The sequence below is a fragment of the Streptomyces asiaticus genome (assembly GCF_018138715.1).
Taxonomy (GTDB): domain Bacteria; phylum Actinomycetota; class Actinomycetes; order Streptomycetales; family Streptomycetaceae; genus Streptomyces; species Streptomyces asiaticus.
Genome location: NZ_JAGSHX010000006.1, coordinates 9,646,279 through 9,660,019, shown reverse-complemented (window position 1 = coordinate 9,660,019; position 13,741 = coordinate 9,646,279). Strand labels below are relative to the sequence as shown.

General features: G+C 70.6%; 16 protein-coding genes and 2 pseudogenes. 8 read left to right on the top strand and 10 right to left on the bottom strand.

The window, feature by feature from the left end; genetic code table 11:
• Positions 1-211 precede the first annotated feature (211 nt).
• Positions 212-1,219, top strand: coding sequence for an alpha/beta hydrolase (locus KHP12_RS48415; RefSeq protein WP_208653265.1), 1,008 nt, complete (start codon positions 212-214; stop codon positions 1,217-1,219).
• A gap of 31 nt (positions 1,220-1,250) precedes the next feature.
• Here the strand turns inward: KHP12_RS48415 and KHP12_RS48410 are convergent, their stop codons facing one another.
• Positions 1,251-1,427 carry a hypothetical protein gene (locus KHP12_RS48410; RefSeq protein ID WP_244203429.1) on the bottom strand — a complete coding sequence of 59 codons (177 nt, stop codon included), beginning with the start codon at positions 1,425-1,427 and terminating at the stop codon, positions 1,251-1,253.
• Between the two features lie 217 nt (positions 1,428-1,644).
• Here KHP12_RS48410 and KHP12_RS48405 point away from each other — a divergent pair, with 217 nt between their 5' ends.
• On the top strand, positions 1,645-2,388 hold the full coding sequence (locus KHP12_RS48405) for a class I SAM-dependent methyltransferase (protein WP_086886015.1): 744 nt from the start codon (positions 1,645-1,647) through the stop codon (positions 2,386-2,388).
• A gap of 119 nt (positions 2,389-2,507) precedes the next feature.
• On the opposite strand, the gene KHP12_RS53730 is transcribed toward KHP12_RS48405, so the two are convergent.
• The 3 genes from KHP12_RS53730 to KHP12_RS48395 all read right to left on the bottom strand — a co-directional run bounded on the left by KHP12_RS53730 (position 2,508) and on the right by KHP12_RS48395 (position 4,226).
• A complete protein-coding gene (locus KHP12_RS53730; protein ID WP_244203430.1) occupies positions 2,508-2,846 on the bottom strand; it encodes an SDR family oxidoreductase in 339 nt (112 codons plus the stop codon).
• Between the two features lie 54 nt (positions 2,847-2,900).
• Positions 2,901-3,014, bottom strand: coding sequence for an SDR family NAD(P)-dependent oxidoreductase (locus KHP12_RS53725; protein WP_372455285.1), 114 nt, complete (start codon positions 3,012-3,014; stop codon positions 2,901-2,903).
• A gap of 288 nt (positions 3,015-3,302) precedes the next feature.
• Complete coding sequence (locus KHP12_RS48395; RefSeq protein ID WP_211834714.1) at positions 3,303-4,226, bottom strand: NADP-dependent oxidoreductase; 924 nt, start codon at positions 4,224-4,226, stop codon at positions 3,303-3,305.
• Positions 4,227-4,306: 80 nt separating this feature from the next.
• Here KHP12_RS48395 and KHP12_RS48390 point away from each other — a divergent pair, with 80 nt between their 5' ends.
• Positions 4,307-4,888, top strand: coding sequence for a TetR/AcrR family transcriptional regulator (locus KHP12_RS48390; protein ID WP_086886019.1), 582 nt, complete (start codon positions 4,307-4,309; stop codon positions 4,886-4,888).
• A 154-nt stretch (positions 4,889-5,042) separates the two neighbouring features.
• Here KHP12_RS48390 and KHP12_RS48385 read toward each other — a convergent pair.
• A pseudogene (locus tag KHP12_RS48385) lies at positions 5,043-5,264 on the bottom strand (winged helix-turn-helix transcriptional regulator); the annotation flags it as partial.
• On the opposite strand from KHP12_RS48385, the pseudogene KHP12_RS48380 reads away from it, so the two are divergent.
• A pseudogene (locus KHP12_RS48380) lies at positions 5,223-5,938 on the top strand (imine reductase family protein). The pseudogenes KHP12_RS48385 and KHP12_RS48380 sit on opposite strands and share 42 nt — an antisense overlap.
• Before the next feature lie 109 nt (positions 5,939-6,047).
• Here KHP12_RS48380 and KHP12_RS48375 read toward each other — a convergent pair.
• From KHP12_RS48375 to KHP12_RS48360, 4 genes are all read right to left on the bottom strand, one after another.
• Positions 6,048-6,701, bottom strand: coding sequence for a class I SAM-dependent methyltransferase (locus tag KHP12_RS48375; protein WP_211834712.1), 654 nt, complete (start codon positions 6,699-6,701; stop codon positions 6,048-6,050).
• 68 nt (positions 6,702-6,769) lie between these two features.
• Positions 6,770-7,324 (bottom strand): telomere-protecting terminal protein Tpg, encoded by a 555-nt coding sequence (gene tpg / locus KHP12_RS48370; protein ID WP_210608897.1) that lies wholly within the window; start codon positions 7,322-7,324, stop codon positions 6,770-6,772.
• A gap of 8 nt (positions 7,325-7,332) precedes the next feature.
• On the bottom strand, positions 7,333-9,546 hold the full coding sequence (gene tap / locus KHP12_RS48365; protein WP_211834711.1) for a telomere-associated protein Tap: 2,214 nt from the start codon (positions 9,544-9,546) through the stop codon (positions 7,333-7,335).
• A 155-nt stretch (positions 9,547-9,701) separates the two neighbouring features.
• On the bottom strand, positions 9,702-9,941 hold the full coding sequence (locus tag KHP12_RS48360) for a hypothetical protein (RefSeq protein WP_037955849.1): 240 nt from the start codon (positions 9,939-9,941) through the stop codon (positions 9,702-9,704).
• A gap of 379 nt (positions 9,942-10,320) precedes the next feature.
• Here KHP12_RS48360 and KHP12_RS48355 point away from each other — a divergent pair, with 379 nt between their 5' ends.
• Positions 10,321-10,743: a spore-associated protein A gene (locus KHP12_RS48355; protein WP_211834710.1), complete on the top strand. Its 423-nt coding sequence runs from the start codon at positions 10,321-10,323 to the stop codon at positions 10,741-10,743.
• Positions 10,744-10,829: 86 nt separating this feature from the next.
• On the opposite strand, the gene KHP12_RS48350 is transcribed toward KHP12_RS48355, so the two are convergent.
• Positions 10,830-11,321, bottom strand: coding sequence for an FBP domain-containing protein (locus tag KHP12_RS48350; RefSeq protein ID WP_211834709.1), 492 nt, complete (start codon positions 11,319-11,321; stop codon positions 10,830-10,832).
• A gap of 71 nt (positions 11,322-11,392) precedes the next feature.
• On the opposite strand from KHP12_RS48350, the gene KHP12_RS48345 reads away from it, so the two are divergent.
• The 3 genes from KHP12_RS48345 to KHP12_RS48335 all read left to right on the top strand — a co-directional run bounded on the left by KHP12_RS48345 (position 11,393) and on the right by KHP12_RS48335 (position 13,680).
• Complete coding sequence (locus tag KHP12_RS48345; protein WP_037955853.1) at positions 11,393-11,962, top strand: TetR/AcrR family transcriptional regulator; 570 nt, start codon at positions 11,393-11,395, stop codon at positions 11,960-11,962.
• Between the two features lie 117 nt (positions 11,963-12,079).
• Entirely contained in the window at positions 12,080-13,267 is a 1,188-nt protein-coding gene (locus tag KHP12_RS48340; RefSeq protein WP_086883075.1) for a GDSL-type esterase/lipase family protein, read from the top strand.
• Positions 13,268-13,338: 71 nt separating this feature from the next.
• Positions 13,339-13,680: a hypothetical protein gene (locus tag KHP12_RS48335; RefSeq protein ID WP_086883074.1), complete on the top strand. Its 342-nt coding sequence runs from the start codon at positions 13,339-13,341 to the stop codon at positions 13,678-13,680.
• The last annotated feature ends 61 nt before the right edge of the window (positions 13,681-13,741 follow it).

Below are 13,741 nucleotides of genomic sequence, written 5' to 3'. Positions count from 1 at the left end.
CCTCATGCGGCCCGCGGGCGAAATGCTACCGTCCGCGATCTCCCGGGGCTGGGACCAGCGGGGGTACCGAACGCGCAACGGACGTACGAGCCGCCGTGACCATCGGTGTCGCCGAGCGGCGCCGGATGCTTGGCTGCGCGGTATGAACCTCCCCCACACAGGCCTCCCCCACACAAGCCTCCCCCACACAAGCCCTTCCGCCCCGAGGCCGATGCCGGTGCCTCCGTTCGACCCCGAGCTGAGCGTCGCGCTGGGGTCCCTGGGCAACGGGCCGAGAGAGCCGGTCACTCCGGGAAATCTCGCGGCCCGGCAGAAGCGGGACGCCGCGACCCGGCCCAGGCCGACGGCCGATGACCTCCGGGCCGACGGCCGTTTCGAGGTGGCGGAGCTGTCCGTCCCGGGGCTGCGGGACGGGCCCGATGTCACGCTGGTGAGCGTGCGGCCCGCCGGGCGCGAAGGGCCGCTGCCGCTGCTGTACTACATGCACGGCGGCGCGATGATCATGGGCAACGCGTGGTCGGTACTGCCGCGGATCCTTCGCGAGTGGGTCCTCCCGCTGGACATGGCCGTCATCTCGGTCGAGTACCGGCTGGCACCGGGGACGCGGTACCCCGGACCGCTGGAGGACTGCTACGCGGGGCTCCTCTGGGCCGCCGGGCACGCGGCCGAACTGGGCATCGACGCGGACCGCGTCATCGTCGGCGGGAAGAGCGCGGGCGGCGGCCTCGCCGCGGCCCTCGCCCTGCTGATCCGTGACCGCGGCGGCCCCGGCATCCTCGGGCAGCTCCTGCTGTGCCCGATGCTCGACGACCGCGGACACACCTTCTCCAGCCACCAGATGTCGGGCCTCGGCATGTGGGATCTCATCTCCGGCGAGACCGCCTGGAAGGCGCTGCTGGGCGACCGCTACGGCACGGCGGACGTGCCACCCTACGCGGCGCCTGCCCGCGACACGGACCTCTCGGGTCTTCCTCCGGCGTTCATAGACGTCGGCTCGGCGGAGATGTTCCGCGACGAGGACGTGGCGTACGCGAACGGGATCTGGCAGGCCGGCGGCCAGGCCGAACTGCACGTATGGCCCGGCGCGTACCACGGCTTCGACGGCATGGCACCGCGGGCGGCCATCAGCGAGGACGCACGCAACGCCCGCACCCGCTGGCTCAGGCGCCTCCTCGCACACTCCAGGAACACCAGTAGCACCGAGCCGAGGAAGCGGTAAGGCCCGCCAGTGTGCCCCCCGGCCACCGGCCTCAGGCGGCCTTCGACCGCCGCTCGGACGACGCGGCCTTCGCCCGGGAGCCCGATCCCCGCACCCCGCCGGGGATCAACCGCAGATGACGCCGCTCACCCGCGTGTCGTGGGACCGAGGAGGACCCGGACAGCCAGTCCTCGACACGGTCCATGACCAGCAGCATCAAAACCAGCATGGGCAGCACTGCAACCGCTACAACAATCACGACGAAGGGCCCCTTCCTCAGCAGGCGACCCCAGCCGGGTGCCCGCGGCAGCCCAGTGCGTCAACGGTGTTGTGTGGGGATGGTGTGAAGGTAAAGCGCGAGGCCGGCCGCACGGGCGAACCCGGGCCCGGGCCCCGAGGGGCAAATTCGGTGGACATCGCATGCCCCAGCGGTGAAGGGTGACGCCATGAAGCAGGAGGAGATCTGGGACATCGACGCCGCGCAGCGCTATGACACGCCCGGCACGGGCATGTTCGCGCCCGAGATCCTGGGGCCGACCGTGGACCGCCTGGCCGAGCTCGCGGGCGGCGGAGCGGCACTCGAGTTCGCCATCGGCACCGGCCGGGTGGCCGTCCCGCTCGCCGAACGCGGGGTCTCCGTCACCGGTATCGAGCTGTCGCGTCCAATGGTCCGGCAACTGCGCACCAGGGCCGACGAAGCGACGATCCCGGTGATCGTGGGCGACATGGCGACGTCCGTGGCCCCCGGGGAGTTCACGCTCGTCTACCTCGTCTACAACACCATCTCCAACCTGCTCACCCAGGCCGAGCAGGTCGAGTGCTTCCGTAACGCCGCCCGCCACCTCAAGCCCGGTGGCAGGTTCGTGATCGAGCTCTGGGTGCCCGAGCTGCGCAAGCTCCCGCCGGGCCAGACGGCCACCGTCTGTCAGGCCGAGCCCGGCTACATCGGGTTGGACACCTACGACGTACTGCGCCAGCACGTCGTCTCACACCACTTCCGGTTCGACGACACCCGGCAGGCCCGGCTGACCCGCAGCCCGCACCGCTACATCTGGCCGGCCGAACTCGATCTGATGGCCCAGCTGGCGGGATTCGAGTTGGAGAGCAGACACGCGGACTGGTCCGGCGGCGAATTCACCGCCGAGTCGCGCTCCCACGTCTCCGTCTACCGAATCCCGCCGAACCGGTAGCCCGCGCCGGGCGGTTATGGGCGCGGGGAGGCCAGCTCCCGCAGGCGAGGTTCTCCGACCATGGTCAGCATGTCGGTGTGGTGTGGCCCCCAGCCCAGTTGGCGACGGGTCGGTGCCCCTCAGTCCGGCAGCGTGCTGAGCTCGCCGCCGTCGGCGAAGAGGATCGCGCCGTTGATGTAGCTGCTCGCGGGACTGGCGAGGAAGGCCACGATCTCGGCGATCTCGTGCGGTTCACCCGCCCGGCCCCGGGCGTTGACCTGGTCCAGCACGGCCACCTGCGCTCCGAACATGGCGGAGGTGCCTTCGGTCTTCACCGGCCCGGGTGAGACGGTGTTGACCCGTACCCCGCTGCCACCGAACTCGGTGGCCCAGTAACGGGTGAGGATCTCGACACCGGCCTTGGAGGCCCCGTAGACGGCGCCGATCGGCCGCGGCCGGCCGCAGCGTGTCCCCGGCATCGGTCAGGTCCGCGGCGATGAACCGGGCGGATCCGCCCGCCTCCGCGATCTCCTTCACCAAGGACTCGCCGCGGGCGCGGGGTCCCTCCCATGCAGGACGACCCGCGCGCCCCGTTCGGCCAGACGCTGGGCCACGGCACGGCCGATGCCCGAGGTGGCACCGGTCACCAGGGCGGTGCTGCCGTGCAGCGAGGTGCTGACGCTACTGGCGATGCCGGCTACTCATGACGATCTCACTTTCTGTCCATGGACAGGGGGTTGCGCACGCAGCAGGGGGGCCCTGCTGTCGGTGTGTTCGCAGTCTCGACAGAATGAGGGATAGATGTTCTGTTCACAAGAACATCTGCTGGACTGCTGAGATACGGGCCGCGGGCGCCGCGAACACCGGAAAGCCGAAGTCCACCGGTGGCGAACGTACGTGGCCGCGAGCGCACCGGGCCGCAATGAATGACGGGCTCAGAGGTTGACCACGATCTTTCCGTGGACGTGGCGTCCGGCTTGCAGTCGCACGGCCTCGCGGATCTGCTCGACGGGGAAGGTCGCGGCGATCGGCACGGTGATGTCACCGGCGACTATGGCGTCGGTGATCCGCTTCAGGTCCTCGGGGCGCGCGTTCATGCCGCCGGTCGGGCGCACACCTCCGGGCGGGTTGGGTCCGGCGGCGACCGTGGAGATCCTCTCCGCCGGGACGCCGAGCGCGAGCGCCGCCTCGGCCGTCTCCGTGCCGAACAGGTCGGTCGCCGCGCTGACGCCGTCGGGGGCCACCTCGCGCACTCGGGCCTCCAGGCCGGGACCGTAGGCGACAGGTTCGGCACCGAACTGCCGCAGGAAGCCGAAGGTGCCTTCGGAGGCGGTTCCGATCACCCGGGCACCGGCGAGCTTGGCGAGCTGGACGGCGAACACGCCGACACCGCCGGCGGCGCCCCCGACCAACACGGTGTCGCCGGCCTTGACGTCGGCCGCCGCGAGCGCCGCCGAGGCGGTCATTCCCGCCACCGCGAGCGTGCAGGCGACCTGGTCGCCGATCTCCGCCGGAGTGCGACGGAGCGTATCCGCTCCGGAGGGGTCGACCACCACGAAGTCGGCGGCGGCCCGGCCCGTTGCGGATCCGTGGACACGGTCGCCCACGGTGAAGTCGGAGACCCCTTGACCGACCTCGTCCACGGTGCCGGCGAAGTCGGTGCCGAAGCCGGACGGAAGAGTGATGCCGAACTGTTTCGCCACTTCCGGCATCGAGGTGAGGATCCAGTCCATGGGGTTGAGGCCGACGGCACTCACGCGCACGCGGACCTCCCCCGCTCCCGCGTGCGGCTCAGGGACCTCGCGCAGCTCCAGTACTTCGGGTCCTCCGAACGTCTCGTGCATGACGGCTCGGCTCATAGCATGCCTCCACGGCCAGTGATGGGACTTGGTCTTATCACTTTACCCTATGACGAGACCAAGTCCCGTAAGCTGTGTTCATGGCTCGCTGGGAACCCAACGCATCGCGACGGCTCGCTGAAGCCGCCCTCGAACTGTTCACGGAGCGCGGTTACGAGAACACGACCGTGCTCGACATCGCAAAACGCGCAGGGCTCACGAAGAGCACCTTCTTCCGGCACTTCCAGGACAAGCGGGAGGTGCTTTTCGGCGAGGACCCACTGACCGAGCACCTCACCACCGCGATCGCGACCGCGCACTCCGGGGCCGACCCGCTCGAAGCGGTGGGGTGCGGCTTCGACGCGCTCGGGCGGAACGTCTTCACGCCCGCCCACCGCGCATTCGCCGTCCGCAGGCGAGCGGTGATCGACGCCCATCCCGACCTTCAGGAGCGCGAGGCCCTGAAGAGCATGAACCTCACCGCTTCGATCACCCGGGCCCTGGCGCACCGTGGTGCACCCGCCCTCATGGCCCGAGTGACCGCGGAGCTGGGAACACTCGCCTTGAAGATCGCCTACGAGCGCTGGAGCGACTTCGACAACACCGATGAGTTCAGCGCTGTCGCCCGACAGGCCCTCGGTGAGGTACAGGCCGCCGTCCTGTCCACGCAGAAGACGACCTGACCGCTCGGGGTCATCGGGACCTTCGCATACCGGTCCCGTGTCATCCGCCGTACCCACTTATTTTTGGGTACTTGGCACCGACGCGCGGCCGGGCGAATCTGGTGGTGGGCGGCCGGAGGGCCGCCGGATCGGATGACACGGAGGTGGCGTCGCGTCAGGGTGCCGACTGGGCCTCGGCCAGCTTCTCCAGGCGACGACGTCCCCAATCGGACAGGAGGGCCAACGCCTGGGAAAGGTCGCGGCCGAACGGGGTGAGGGAGTACACGGTCTTCAGTGGCAGCACATCGTGGACTTCCCGGTGCACCAGCCCGTCCGTCTCCATCTCACGGAGCGCCTGACTCAGAACCTTCTCGCTGAGTCCTGGCAACCGCCGACGCCCGACGCGTTTCCGGACGCCGGGCTGCGGATCACGGTCTGGAACCGGACGCCGGGCAGGGACCGGGAGCTGATCGAGCGGGGCGCGGTTGGCGCGTCCTCGGCGGAAGAGGCGGTCGCCGCAAGCGCGTTGACCGTGGTGTGTGGTGAACTACGAGGGTCATGACGCCGACCACCACCATGGGAACGTCTGCCTCGGTGTTCATCCACAGCGGCCCGGCGGAGCTCTACCAGGAGCACCGGCCCGTACTGGAGGCACTGGCCGGTACCCATACCCACCTCGGCGAGGAGATCGGCCGGGCGGCGGCGTACGACATCGCGCTGCTCGACATCTTCTGGACGGCGATGGCGGGCTATGCGCACGCCCTGGCGGTGGCACGGGTGGAGGGGATCAGCGCCCGGGAGTTGGCGCCCTTCGCCAAGGGCATCGGCGCGATCCTTCCGCCGCTCTTCGAAGAGACCGCGGAGGAGCTGGACCGCGGCACCTTCTCCGGTGAGGGCAACCCGATGACCTCGGGCGTATCGACCATGGCCCATATCGTCCACACCTCCGAGGGGCACGGCATCGACGCGGGGGTGACGCGCGCGGCCGAGGGCATGACCCGCCGCGCCATCGCGCTGGGCCATGGCACGGACGGGTTCATTCGCGTGGCCGAGGTGCTGGGGCGCCGCTGACACCCGCGCCTTGGGGCTCCTCCGGGTCCGGGGGACGTTCACCATCACGCAAGGCCGGATCACCGTTTGCCGAGACGCCTTCGATCCGGCCGGGCAACCCCGGGGGGCGTCATTCCGGCTTGCGGGCCATGAAGCTGGCCACCGTCCGCTTCACGCCTTCGCCGGGTGCTTGCACCAGCCGTGCGGTGACGGCGAGCCCGGCCCGGTCCAGGAGTTCGGCGAGCCGATCCGGTGGCAGCAGATGGGATGCGTACGACACGGGATGACCGCCATACGCCCGCGTCGGACGCAGCAACTCGTCGTCCCCCACATAGCCGACCAGCAAGAGGTGTCCGCCGGGCGCCAGGGTGCGATGGAACTCGGCGTACACCACGGGCAGCAGCTCCGGTGGGGTGTGGTGGGTGGAGTAAAAGGCCAGGATGCCACCGAGCTCATCGTTCCCGATCTCGAGCGCGGTCATCGACCCCACGGTGAACCGCAGGTCCGGATGAGCCTTTCGGGCCAGCTCGACCATCTTCGGCGACACGTCGATGCCGAACGCCGACACCCCCAGCCCGGCCAGGTGTGCCGTCACCTTGCCGGGCCCACACCCCAGGTCCGCCACCGGGCCACGCCGAGCCGTCCGTACGAGCTCGACGAACGCGGCCAGCATCCCGCGCGACAGCGGATCCAATTCGGCGGGGTTTTTGACGCGTTCGACGTAGGCGGTGGCGACGGTGTCGTAGGACTCCCGGACGGCGGCGAGGTAGGAAGGCTCAGTCACATGGCGAATGTAGCCGGGAGCACCGACAGAACTCCGACGAAGGTCAGGGCTTCGCCTGTGGCCGCCGCTTACAGGTCGATCTCGATGTAGTCGATGTCGGTGAACTCCACCAGCAGGCCCTGGGCCCGGCGGCCGCGGTCCTTGAAGTAGATCTCCTGGAGGCCCTCGGCGGCGATGTCGCGGAGTCGCTGTTCGGCGGCGCCCTCCTCCTGGGCGTCGAAGAGGCGCGCGGCGTACTGCGGCGGCAGCGCCTGGGTGATGTGGCGCAGCCGGGCGTCATCGGTGGTGCCGGGGGCGGCGGTGAAGCCGAAGCGGGCGCGGGTGTCGAGGACGATGCCGCCGGTGGTGGCGGCCTGCTTCTTGGCCCTGGCGCGCACCTGCGGCTGCCACCGCTTCCTCACCTCGCGTTCCATCCGGGTGGCGAGGGGCTTACGGGGCCGCTTGAGCTGGTCCTTGACGTACCGCTCGACGGTGCGCTGGGAGATGCCGAGCAGATCGGCCACCGCCCGGGTGCCCTTGAGCTGTCGGACCAGATACCGCATCTGCGCACCGGCCGACTTGGGGACGGGACGCGTGAAGGAGCCCTCCACCGCCTTGTCCAGGCTCTCAGCGAGCATGCCCATCGTCGCCCCTACTCTCCGTTGTCCGGGGCGGCGACGTGGCCGTCCTTGATGTACCGGGCGAGATTGAGGTCATCGCCGTGCTCCTCGCGCACGCCCTCGGCCCACAGGGTCGTCTGGGTGCCCTCGTGCTTGACCATCCCCGGACTCACCCCGATCCGGAAACCGCCCGGCAGCGGTTTGCCGTCCCGGTGGGGCAGGAAGTCCAGCGGGCTGGGCCCGTCGGAGGGGTAGACGGCGCAGTCGGAGAGAACCGCCACCGGGTACTGGCCGGTGGCCGCCGCCGTCTTGAGCATCTTGCGGTGCATATTGATCCGCGCCTTGGAGATGACCGCCGCGCGGATGTCGGGCCGCCACGTCGGGCGCTGGAGCGCCGGCCAGGGCTGGCCCGGGCGCCAGCCACCGCCACGGGGGCGTTCGCGCAGCTTGCCGATGCCGCCCTTGACGGTCGCCTTGATCGCGGAGAGGACGATCGCCATCCGCGGGTCGGCCTGCCGGTGGCCGTCCATCGCGGTCAGGAACTCCCCCGGCTCCATCCCGGCGGTGACCCCCAGGTCCGCCATCGTGGCGATATAGGCGTCCCGCAGCCGGGTGTACCAGGCGTCCAGATAGCGGCCGTTGTCCGGGCGGAGGTACGCCTCGACGGGGGCGACACCGTAGCCGAGTTCGACGGCGTAGGCGACGGTCGGCGTGGCGTACCAGGCGGGTCCCGACGGCCGCTCCCCGGTCGGGGTGAAGGGGCTCGGCAGGCGCGGATCGAGTTCGACGTGGGAGAGGTCCACCAGCCATGAGCCGGGGATCTTCGGGTCGAACGGCGGTCGCTCGGCGTGCACGGGTGCGCCGAGGCCGAAGGCGGTGCCGTTGGCGGCCGCGGCGAAGGCCATGTTGACGTCGATGCCCACCACATAGCGCTTGGCGCACTCCTCGTCGGTGAGCGGCCGTGCCCAGTCGTACGCCTCCTCCACCAGGACCTCTTCGGGGGTGCGCTGGTGGAAGCGCGGCAGGTGGGCCAGGAGCGGGTGGCCGTCCGGGGCTTCGGGCGGGGCGCACCGCACCGGCTGGGTGCCCAGCGAGCCGGGGTTGTGCTCGCTGTGCCGTCGTCCACCGCTGTCCGGCTCACCGGCGCGGGTGGGCGGGTGCAGAGCGGTCATCAGCTCCAGGCCGGTGACGGCGGTGGAGCCGCACGGGGTCATGACGCGGTCGGCGTACGTGCCGAGCAGCTGCGCCAGCTCGGCGGGCGGCAACTGCGCGGCCGCGCCCCAGGAGCGGGCATCGCGGGCGTCCCAGCCCAGGACGCACAGCTGGACGCAGGCGCGCCGTGAGCCCTCGGCGGGGCGGTAGATTCGCGCCCATGGGCCGAGTCCACGCCGGGTGAGCCGCCAGTCGGCCTTCTCCAGTTGCTTGAGGACCTTGTGGCCCTCGGACAGCCGACCGGCCCGCCGCTCCTCGTCGGTCAGCCGGGCCGGCAGGCCGAAGCGCACCGCGGCCGCGTCGGTGAGCACCAGCACCGGGTCGGCGTCCCTGCCGTTGCGGTTCAGCCGTGGGGCGCCCAGCCGCGCCTCGGCCAGGGTCCAGTCCACGAGGGCGGGAAGGGACTTGGCCGGGGTGTCCAGGATCAGACCCCCGGGGCAGTACGCCGCGAGCCGGCCCTCCGCGCAGTCCACGACCGCCAGCGGGCCGTTGGCGAAGCGTGGGTCCACGGCGGGGGTGGCGGCGGTGGTCTTGGCGCTCGCCGTGGTTGGCGCTGTCGCGGGTCGCCGCGCGTCCGGGCGCCGCGAAGTGGACGGCCGGGGCGGGCGGACCCGCCGCGGGGCCGGGGCGGGAGCGGGGAGTCCCGGCTCCTCCACGGCCGGGCCATGGACCGGTGCCTCCACGGCCGGACTGGGGAGACGCGGCGCTTCCACGGCCGGGGCATGGAGATCCGGCGCCTCGGCGGCCGGGTCGGGGAGGCCCGGCTCATCCGCGGCCGGGGCGGGGAAGCGGGCGGCCAGGCCCTTCAGGAGCCGGACGTAGGCGGCGCGCTTCGGCTGTCGCGGCTCGGTCCTGCCGGATTCCCAATTGCCCACCGCTTCCCGGCGGATGTCCAGCGCCCTGGCGACCTCGGCCTGGCTCAGCCCCGCGGCCTCACGCAGCCTCTTGCGCTCGGCCGGTGCCGGCAGATCGTCCTGGGCGACCTGCTCCAGCAGCGCGTCGACGGCGCTGAACAACTCGTCCTCAGCGGGCACAGGGCTCACCTCCGGGCCGACCCTATCCCAATCGCTCCGCACAGCGCACGCTTCGTCGCACGCTCAATCACTCCTATCGCAAACGGGTCGGCCGAAGGGGACGGCCGACCCGGCGATCGGCGGTGACGACGAACTCGTCGGTGAAGACGGACTGATTAATCGTCAACGCACTTGGGGTACTTCGAACCCCGATTGCAGTCGTGATAGTCGTACTTACTGACGCGGAACTTCTTCTCCCCGTCCCCCTTGGTCGGCTTGACGACCAAGTAGAACTTCTTCCCGTCCTTGACCTTATCGGTCACCTGCCCGTCAGGGCCCCGGTCGAAATCCTGCGCGCAGCCGGCGAGCGAGGCAAAGGCGGTCATTACCAAAAGGGCGGCGGCAAGGCGACGCATATGGTGCTCCGATCAACTTGGGGACCGGCACAGTCTAAGAGAGACGCGTCACCGGCAGCACCGCCGGGGACGCCCACATCCAGCAACGACAACCCATCCGGCGAAAGCGCCGAGGAAGGACCAGAAAACACCCCCATCCCCTCCACCGGAACACCACAACATTCGATATCTCGTCCACTGGTGGCTCGATGGCCGTCAGGATCTTTTCGGCTTGTGTTTCTTGCGCGGGGCCCCCGTTACACGCTGGTGACAGTGGGGACAGAGCCGTAACGGTGCAGGGGGACAACTCAAGGGCCGGGTGGCGGGTCGTCATGACCGGGAAATCCACCCACGGCACTTCAACCGACAGCACCGACACCACACGAACGGGGACCCACCCATGACGCACATCAAGCGCGCCCTGGCCGGCGCGGCAGTGACCGGCGCCGGCGCGGCCGCCCTCATGGTGGCCGCGCCCGCGGCCTCCGCGGCGCCCTCGCACGCGGCGTACAACGGCGCCTGCGGCTCCGGCTACACGGTCGTCAACTCCACCGAGGTCGGGGACAAGGGCACGGCGTATCTCACCTACAGCTCCACCACGGGCAAGAACTGCCTGGTCGCGATCCGGAACGTCGCCGGTGACCCGGTCCCGATGACCATCTACCTCTCGCGGAGCGACACGGAGATCCACAACATCTACGACAGCGGCAACTACCGCTCCTACGCCGGGCCCATCTACACGGACGCACGGGGCACCTGCGTGGACTGGTGGGGCTGGATCGACGGTGTGCGCTTCGAGAAGGCCAACACCAACTGCGGCTGACGTCCGGCCCGCTCGGTGCCCCGCACGCCGTGGCGTGCGGGGCACCGCCGTTGAACGGGCCGTGACAGGCCCCCCGGGGATACGAGCTAGGCGGTCACCTTGGCGAGGAACGCGGCGACGTTCGCCACGGTCCGCTCGATCTTCTGCTCCAGGGTGAGCGACTCCTGCGGGCGCGATCCGGCGCCCGCGTCCTTCTTGCCCCGCACATACAGCGAGCAGGCGAGGTCGCTGCATATATAGGCGCCCACCGAGTTGCCCTGCTGCCTGGCCTTCCCCCCCTTCGGCGCCACCATCAGGGACACGCCGCCCGTGTGGGCCGTCAGGCACATCGAGCACATGCTGCGCCGCGCCTGCCAGGAGGCGGGGCCCGGGCAGCGCAGCGCGAGGGCGGTCGGGCGGCCGTCCAGCACGGTGACCAGATAGGCACGGTCGGGGGCCTGCGGATCTCGCCAGCCGAGGTAGTCCAGGTCGTCCCAGGGCCGGTCGGCCAGGTCGCGCGGGACGGACAGGCGTTTGGCCTCGCCCTTGGAGCAGTTCACGAACGCGGCGCGGATCTCTTGCTCAGTCATCGGCTTCACAGACCGCACGCTAATTTGCCTAAAGCCTTTAGGCAAATGCATAATCGGCTCTGGTCGAGGAGAGGAAGGCTATGGCACGGGTAGGACTCACCACGGAACGCCTGGCCCAGGCTGGGGCGGAGCTCGCCGATGAGGTCGGCTTCGACCAGGTGACCGTCTCGGCGCTGGCCAGACGGTTCGACGTCAAGGTCGCAAGTCTCTACTCGCACCTGAAGAACTCCCAGGACCTCAAGACCCGGATCGCCCTGCTCGCCCTGGAGGAGCTCGCCGACCGGGCCGCCGACGCCCTGGCGGGACGGGCGGGGAAGGACGCCCTGATCGCCTTCGCCAACGTCTACCGCGACTACGCCCGCGAGCACCCCGGCCGCTACACCGCCGCCCGGCTCAGGCTCGACCCGGAGGCGGCGGCCGCCAGCGCCGGGGTCAGGCACTCACAGATGACCCGGGCGATTCTGCGCGGCTATGACCTGACCGAACCGGACCAGACGCATGCGGTCCGGCTGCTGGGCAGCGTCTTCCACGGCTACGTCAGCCTCGAGATGGCGGGCGGGTTCAGCCACAGCGCTCCGGACAGCCAGGTGAGCTGGTCTCGGGCCCTGGACGCCCTCGACGCCCTGCTGCGGAACTGGCCCGCGCCCTGACGCGGCGCGCACCGCTCATCGCGCGTATCCCTCACCGCGCATATCGCTCACCGCGCGTATCCCTCATCGCGGGCCCGCGCGATCCATACGTACATCCCTGATCAACAGGCTGGAACGATGCACACCACCGAGCACCACTGGATCACCACGCCCATCACCGACGACATCCTGCGGGGCGCCCTGGACCTGGAGCGCACCGCGCACGGACTGCTGCCGCACCGGCTGCCCGCCTGGGCCCGCGCCCAGTGCACCGATGGGCAGCTGGCCATGGTGGAGGCCCAGCCGTCCGGCGTACGGCTGGCCTTCCGGACCCGGGCCACCGCCGTCGAGCTGGACACGCTGCCCACCAAGCGGGTCTACGCGGGCGCCCCGCCCCGCCCGGACGGCGTCTACGACCTGCTGATCGACGGGCGTCTGACCGCCCAGTCCACGGTGACCGGCGGCAACACCCTGGCCATCGACCTGGCCACCGGGACCGCCGAGAGTCACCCCGGCCCGGCCGGCACCCTCCGCTTCACCGACCTCCCCGACACCGTCAAGGACATCGAGATCTGGCTGCCGCACAACGAGACCACCGAGCTCATCGCCCTGCGCACCGATGCCCCCGTCGAGCCCGTACCGGACCGGGGCCGCAGGGTGTGGCTGCACCACGGCAGTTCGATCAGCCATGGCTCCGACGCCGCGAGCCCCACCGCCATCTGGCCCGCGCTGGCCGCCTCCCTCGGCGGCGTGGAACTGATCAACCTCGGTCTGGGCGGCAGCGCCATGCTCGACCCGTTCACCGCGCGGACGATGCGCGACACCCCCGCCGACCTGATCAGCATCAAGATCGGCATCAATCTGGTCAATGGCGATCTGATGCGGCTGCGCGCCTTCGGCCCGGCGGTGCACGGCTTCCTCGACACCATCCGCGAGGGGCATCCCACCACGCCACTGCTGGTCGTCTCCTCCATCCTGTGCCCCATCCACGAGGACACGCCCGGCCCCGCGTCCTTCGACTTCCAGGCGCTCGGCGCCGGAAAGCTGCGGTTCCTGGCCACCGGCGACCCCGCCGAGCGCGCCGCCGGGAAGCTGACGCTGGGCGTCATCCGGGACGAGCTGTCCCGGATCGTCGAGCAGCGGGCGACCGACGACCCCCACCTCCACTACCTGGACGGCCGCGATCTCTACGGCGAGGCCGACGCCGCCGAACTGCCGCTGCCCGACGAGCTCCACCCGGACGCCGCCACCCACCGCCGTATCGGGGAACGCTTCGCCACGCTGGCCTTCGCCGCCGATGGTCCGTTCGCGGACCACGGCGCCTGACGCCGGGGTCCGTCCGGTACAACGGGAAGGGACGAGGAGGAGCATCGACGCCCGTGCGAGGGAGGGCCGCGATGACGCCCGATGTGTGGGTGCGGGTCAACAGCGCGTCGTTCGGCGGCCGTATGGTGCGCGCCGACATCATCGAGCAGGTCAGATGGGACAGGAAGACACCTCAGCACCTGATCCTGACCCTCCACAGCGGTGAAGAGGTCCGCCAGGACGTACGGGCCGGCGCGCCGGTCGACGACATGGACGACACCGAGGGCCCCGATCTCGCCGAGCGGTTGGTGAGCGCGATCGCGCGGGCCTCGGACCGGCCCGGTGGCCACATGCTGGAGCTGAGGCCCGATGAGGGCACCGGAGGCGTGGGGTGGCTCCGGACACCGCTGGTGGACAAGCCCTGGGCGGGGTGAGCCGGGGTCTTCCCCGGGCGGCCCGCCCCCTGCGCCACCGCGGCGCCAGGCCCTACCCTGG

Coding starts and splice junctions, on each gene's coding strand:
- KHP12_RS48415 (WP_208653265.1), top strand. CDS start 212: ATGCCGGTGCCTCCGTTCGACCCCGAGCTGAGCGTCGCGCTGGGGTCC.
- KHP12_RS48410 (WP_244203429.1), bottom strand. CDS start 1,427: ATGCTGGTTTTGATGCTGCTGGTCATGGACCGTGTCGAGGACTGGCTG.
- KHP12_RS48405 (WP_086886015.1), top strand. CDS start 1,645: ATGAAGCAGGAGGAGATCTGGGACATCGACGCCGCGCAGCGCTATGAC.
- KHP12_RS53730 (WP_244203430.1), bottom strand. CDS start 2,846: ATGCCGGGGACACGCTGCGGCCGGCCGCGGCCGATCGGCGCCGTCTAC.
- KHP12_RS48395 (WP_211834714.1), bottom strand. CDS start 4,226: ATGAGCCGAGCCGTCATGCACGAGACGTTCGGAGGACCCGAAGTACTG.
- KHP12_RS48390 (WP_086886019.1), top strand. CDS start 4,307: ATGGCTCGCTGGGAACCCAACGCATCGCGACGGCTCGCTGAAGCCGCC.
- tpg (WP_210608897.1), bottom strand. CDS start 7,324: ATGGGCATGCTCGCTGAGAGCCTGGACAAGGCGGTGGAGGGCTCCTTC.
- KHP12_RS48360 (WP_037955849.1), bottom strand. CDS start 9,941: ATGCGTCGCCTTGCCGCCGCCCTTTTGGTAATGACCGCCTTTGCCTCG.
- KHP12_RS48355 (WP_211834710.1), top strand. CDS start 10,321: ATGACGCACATCAAGCGCGCCCTGGCCGGCGCGGCAGTGACCGGCGCC.
- KHP12_RS48345 (WP_037955853.1), top strand. CDS start 11,393: ATGGCACGGGTAGGACTCACCACGGAACGCCTGGCCCAGGCTGGGGCG.
- KHP12_RS48340 (WP_086883075.1), top strand. CDS start 12,080: ATGCACACCACCGAGCACCACTGGATCACCACGCCCATCACCGACGAC.
- KHP12_RS48335 (WP_086883074.1), top strand. CDS start 13,339: ATGACGCCCGATGTGTGGGTGCGGGTCAACAGCGCGTCGTTCGGCGGC.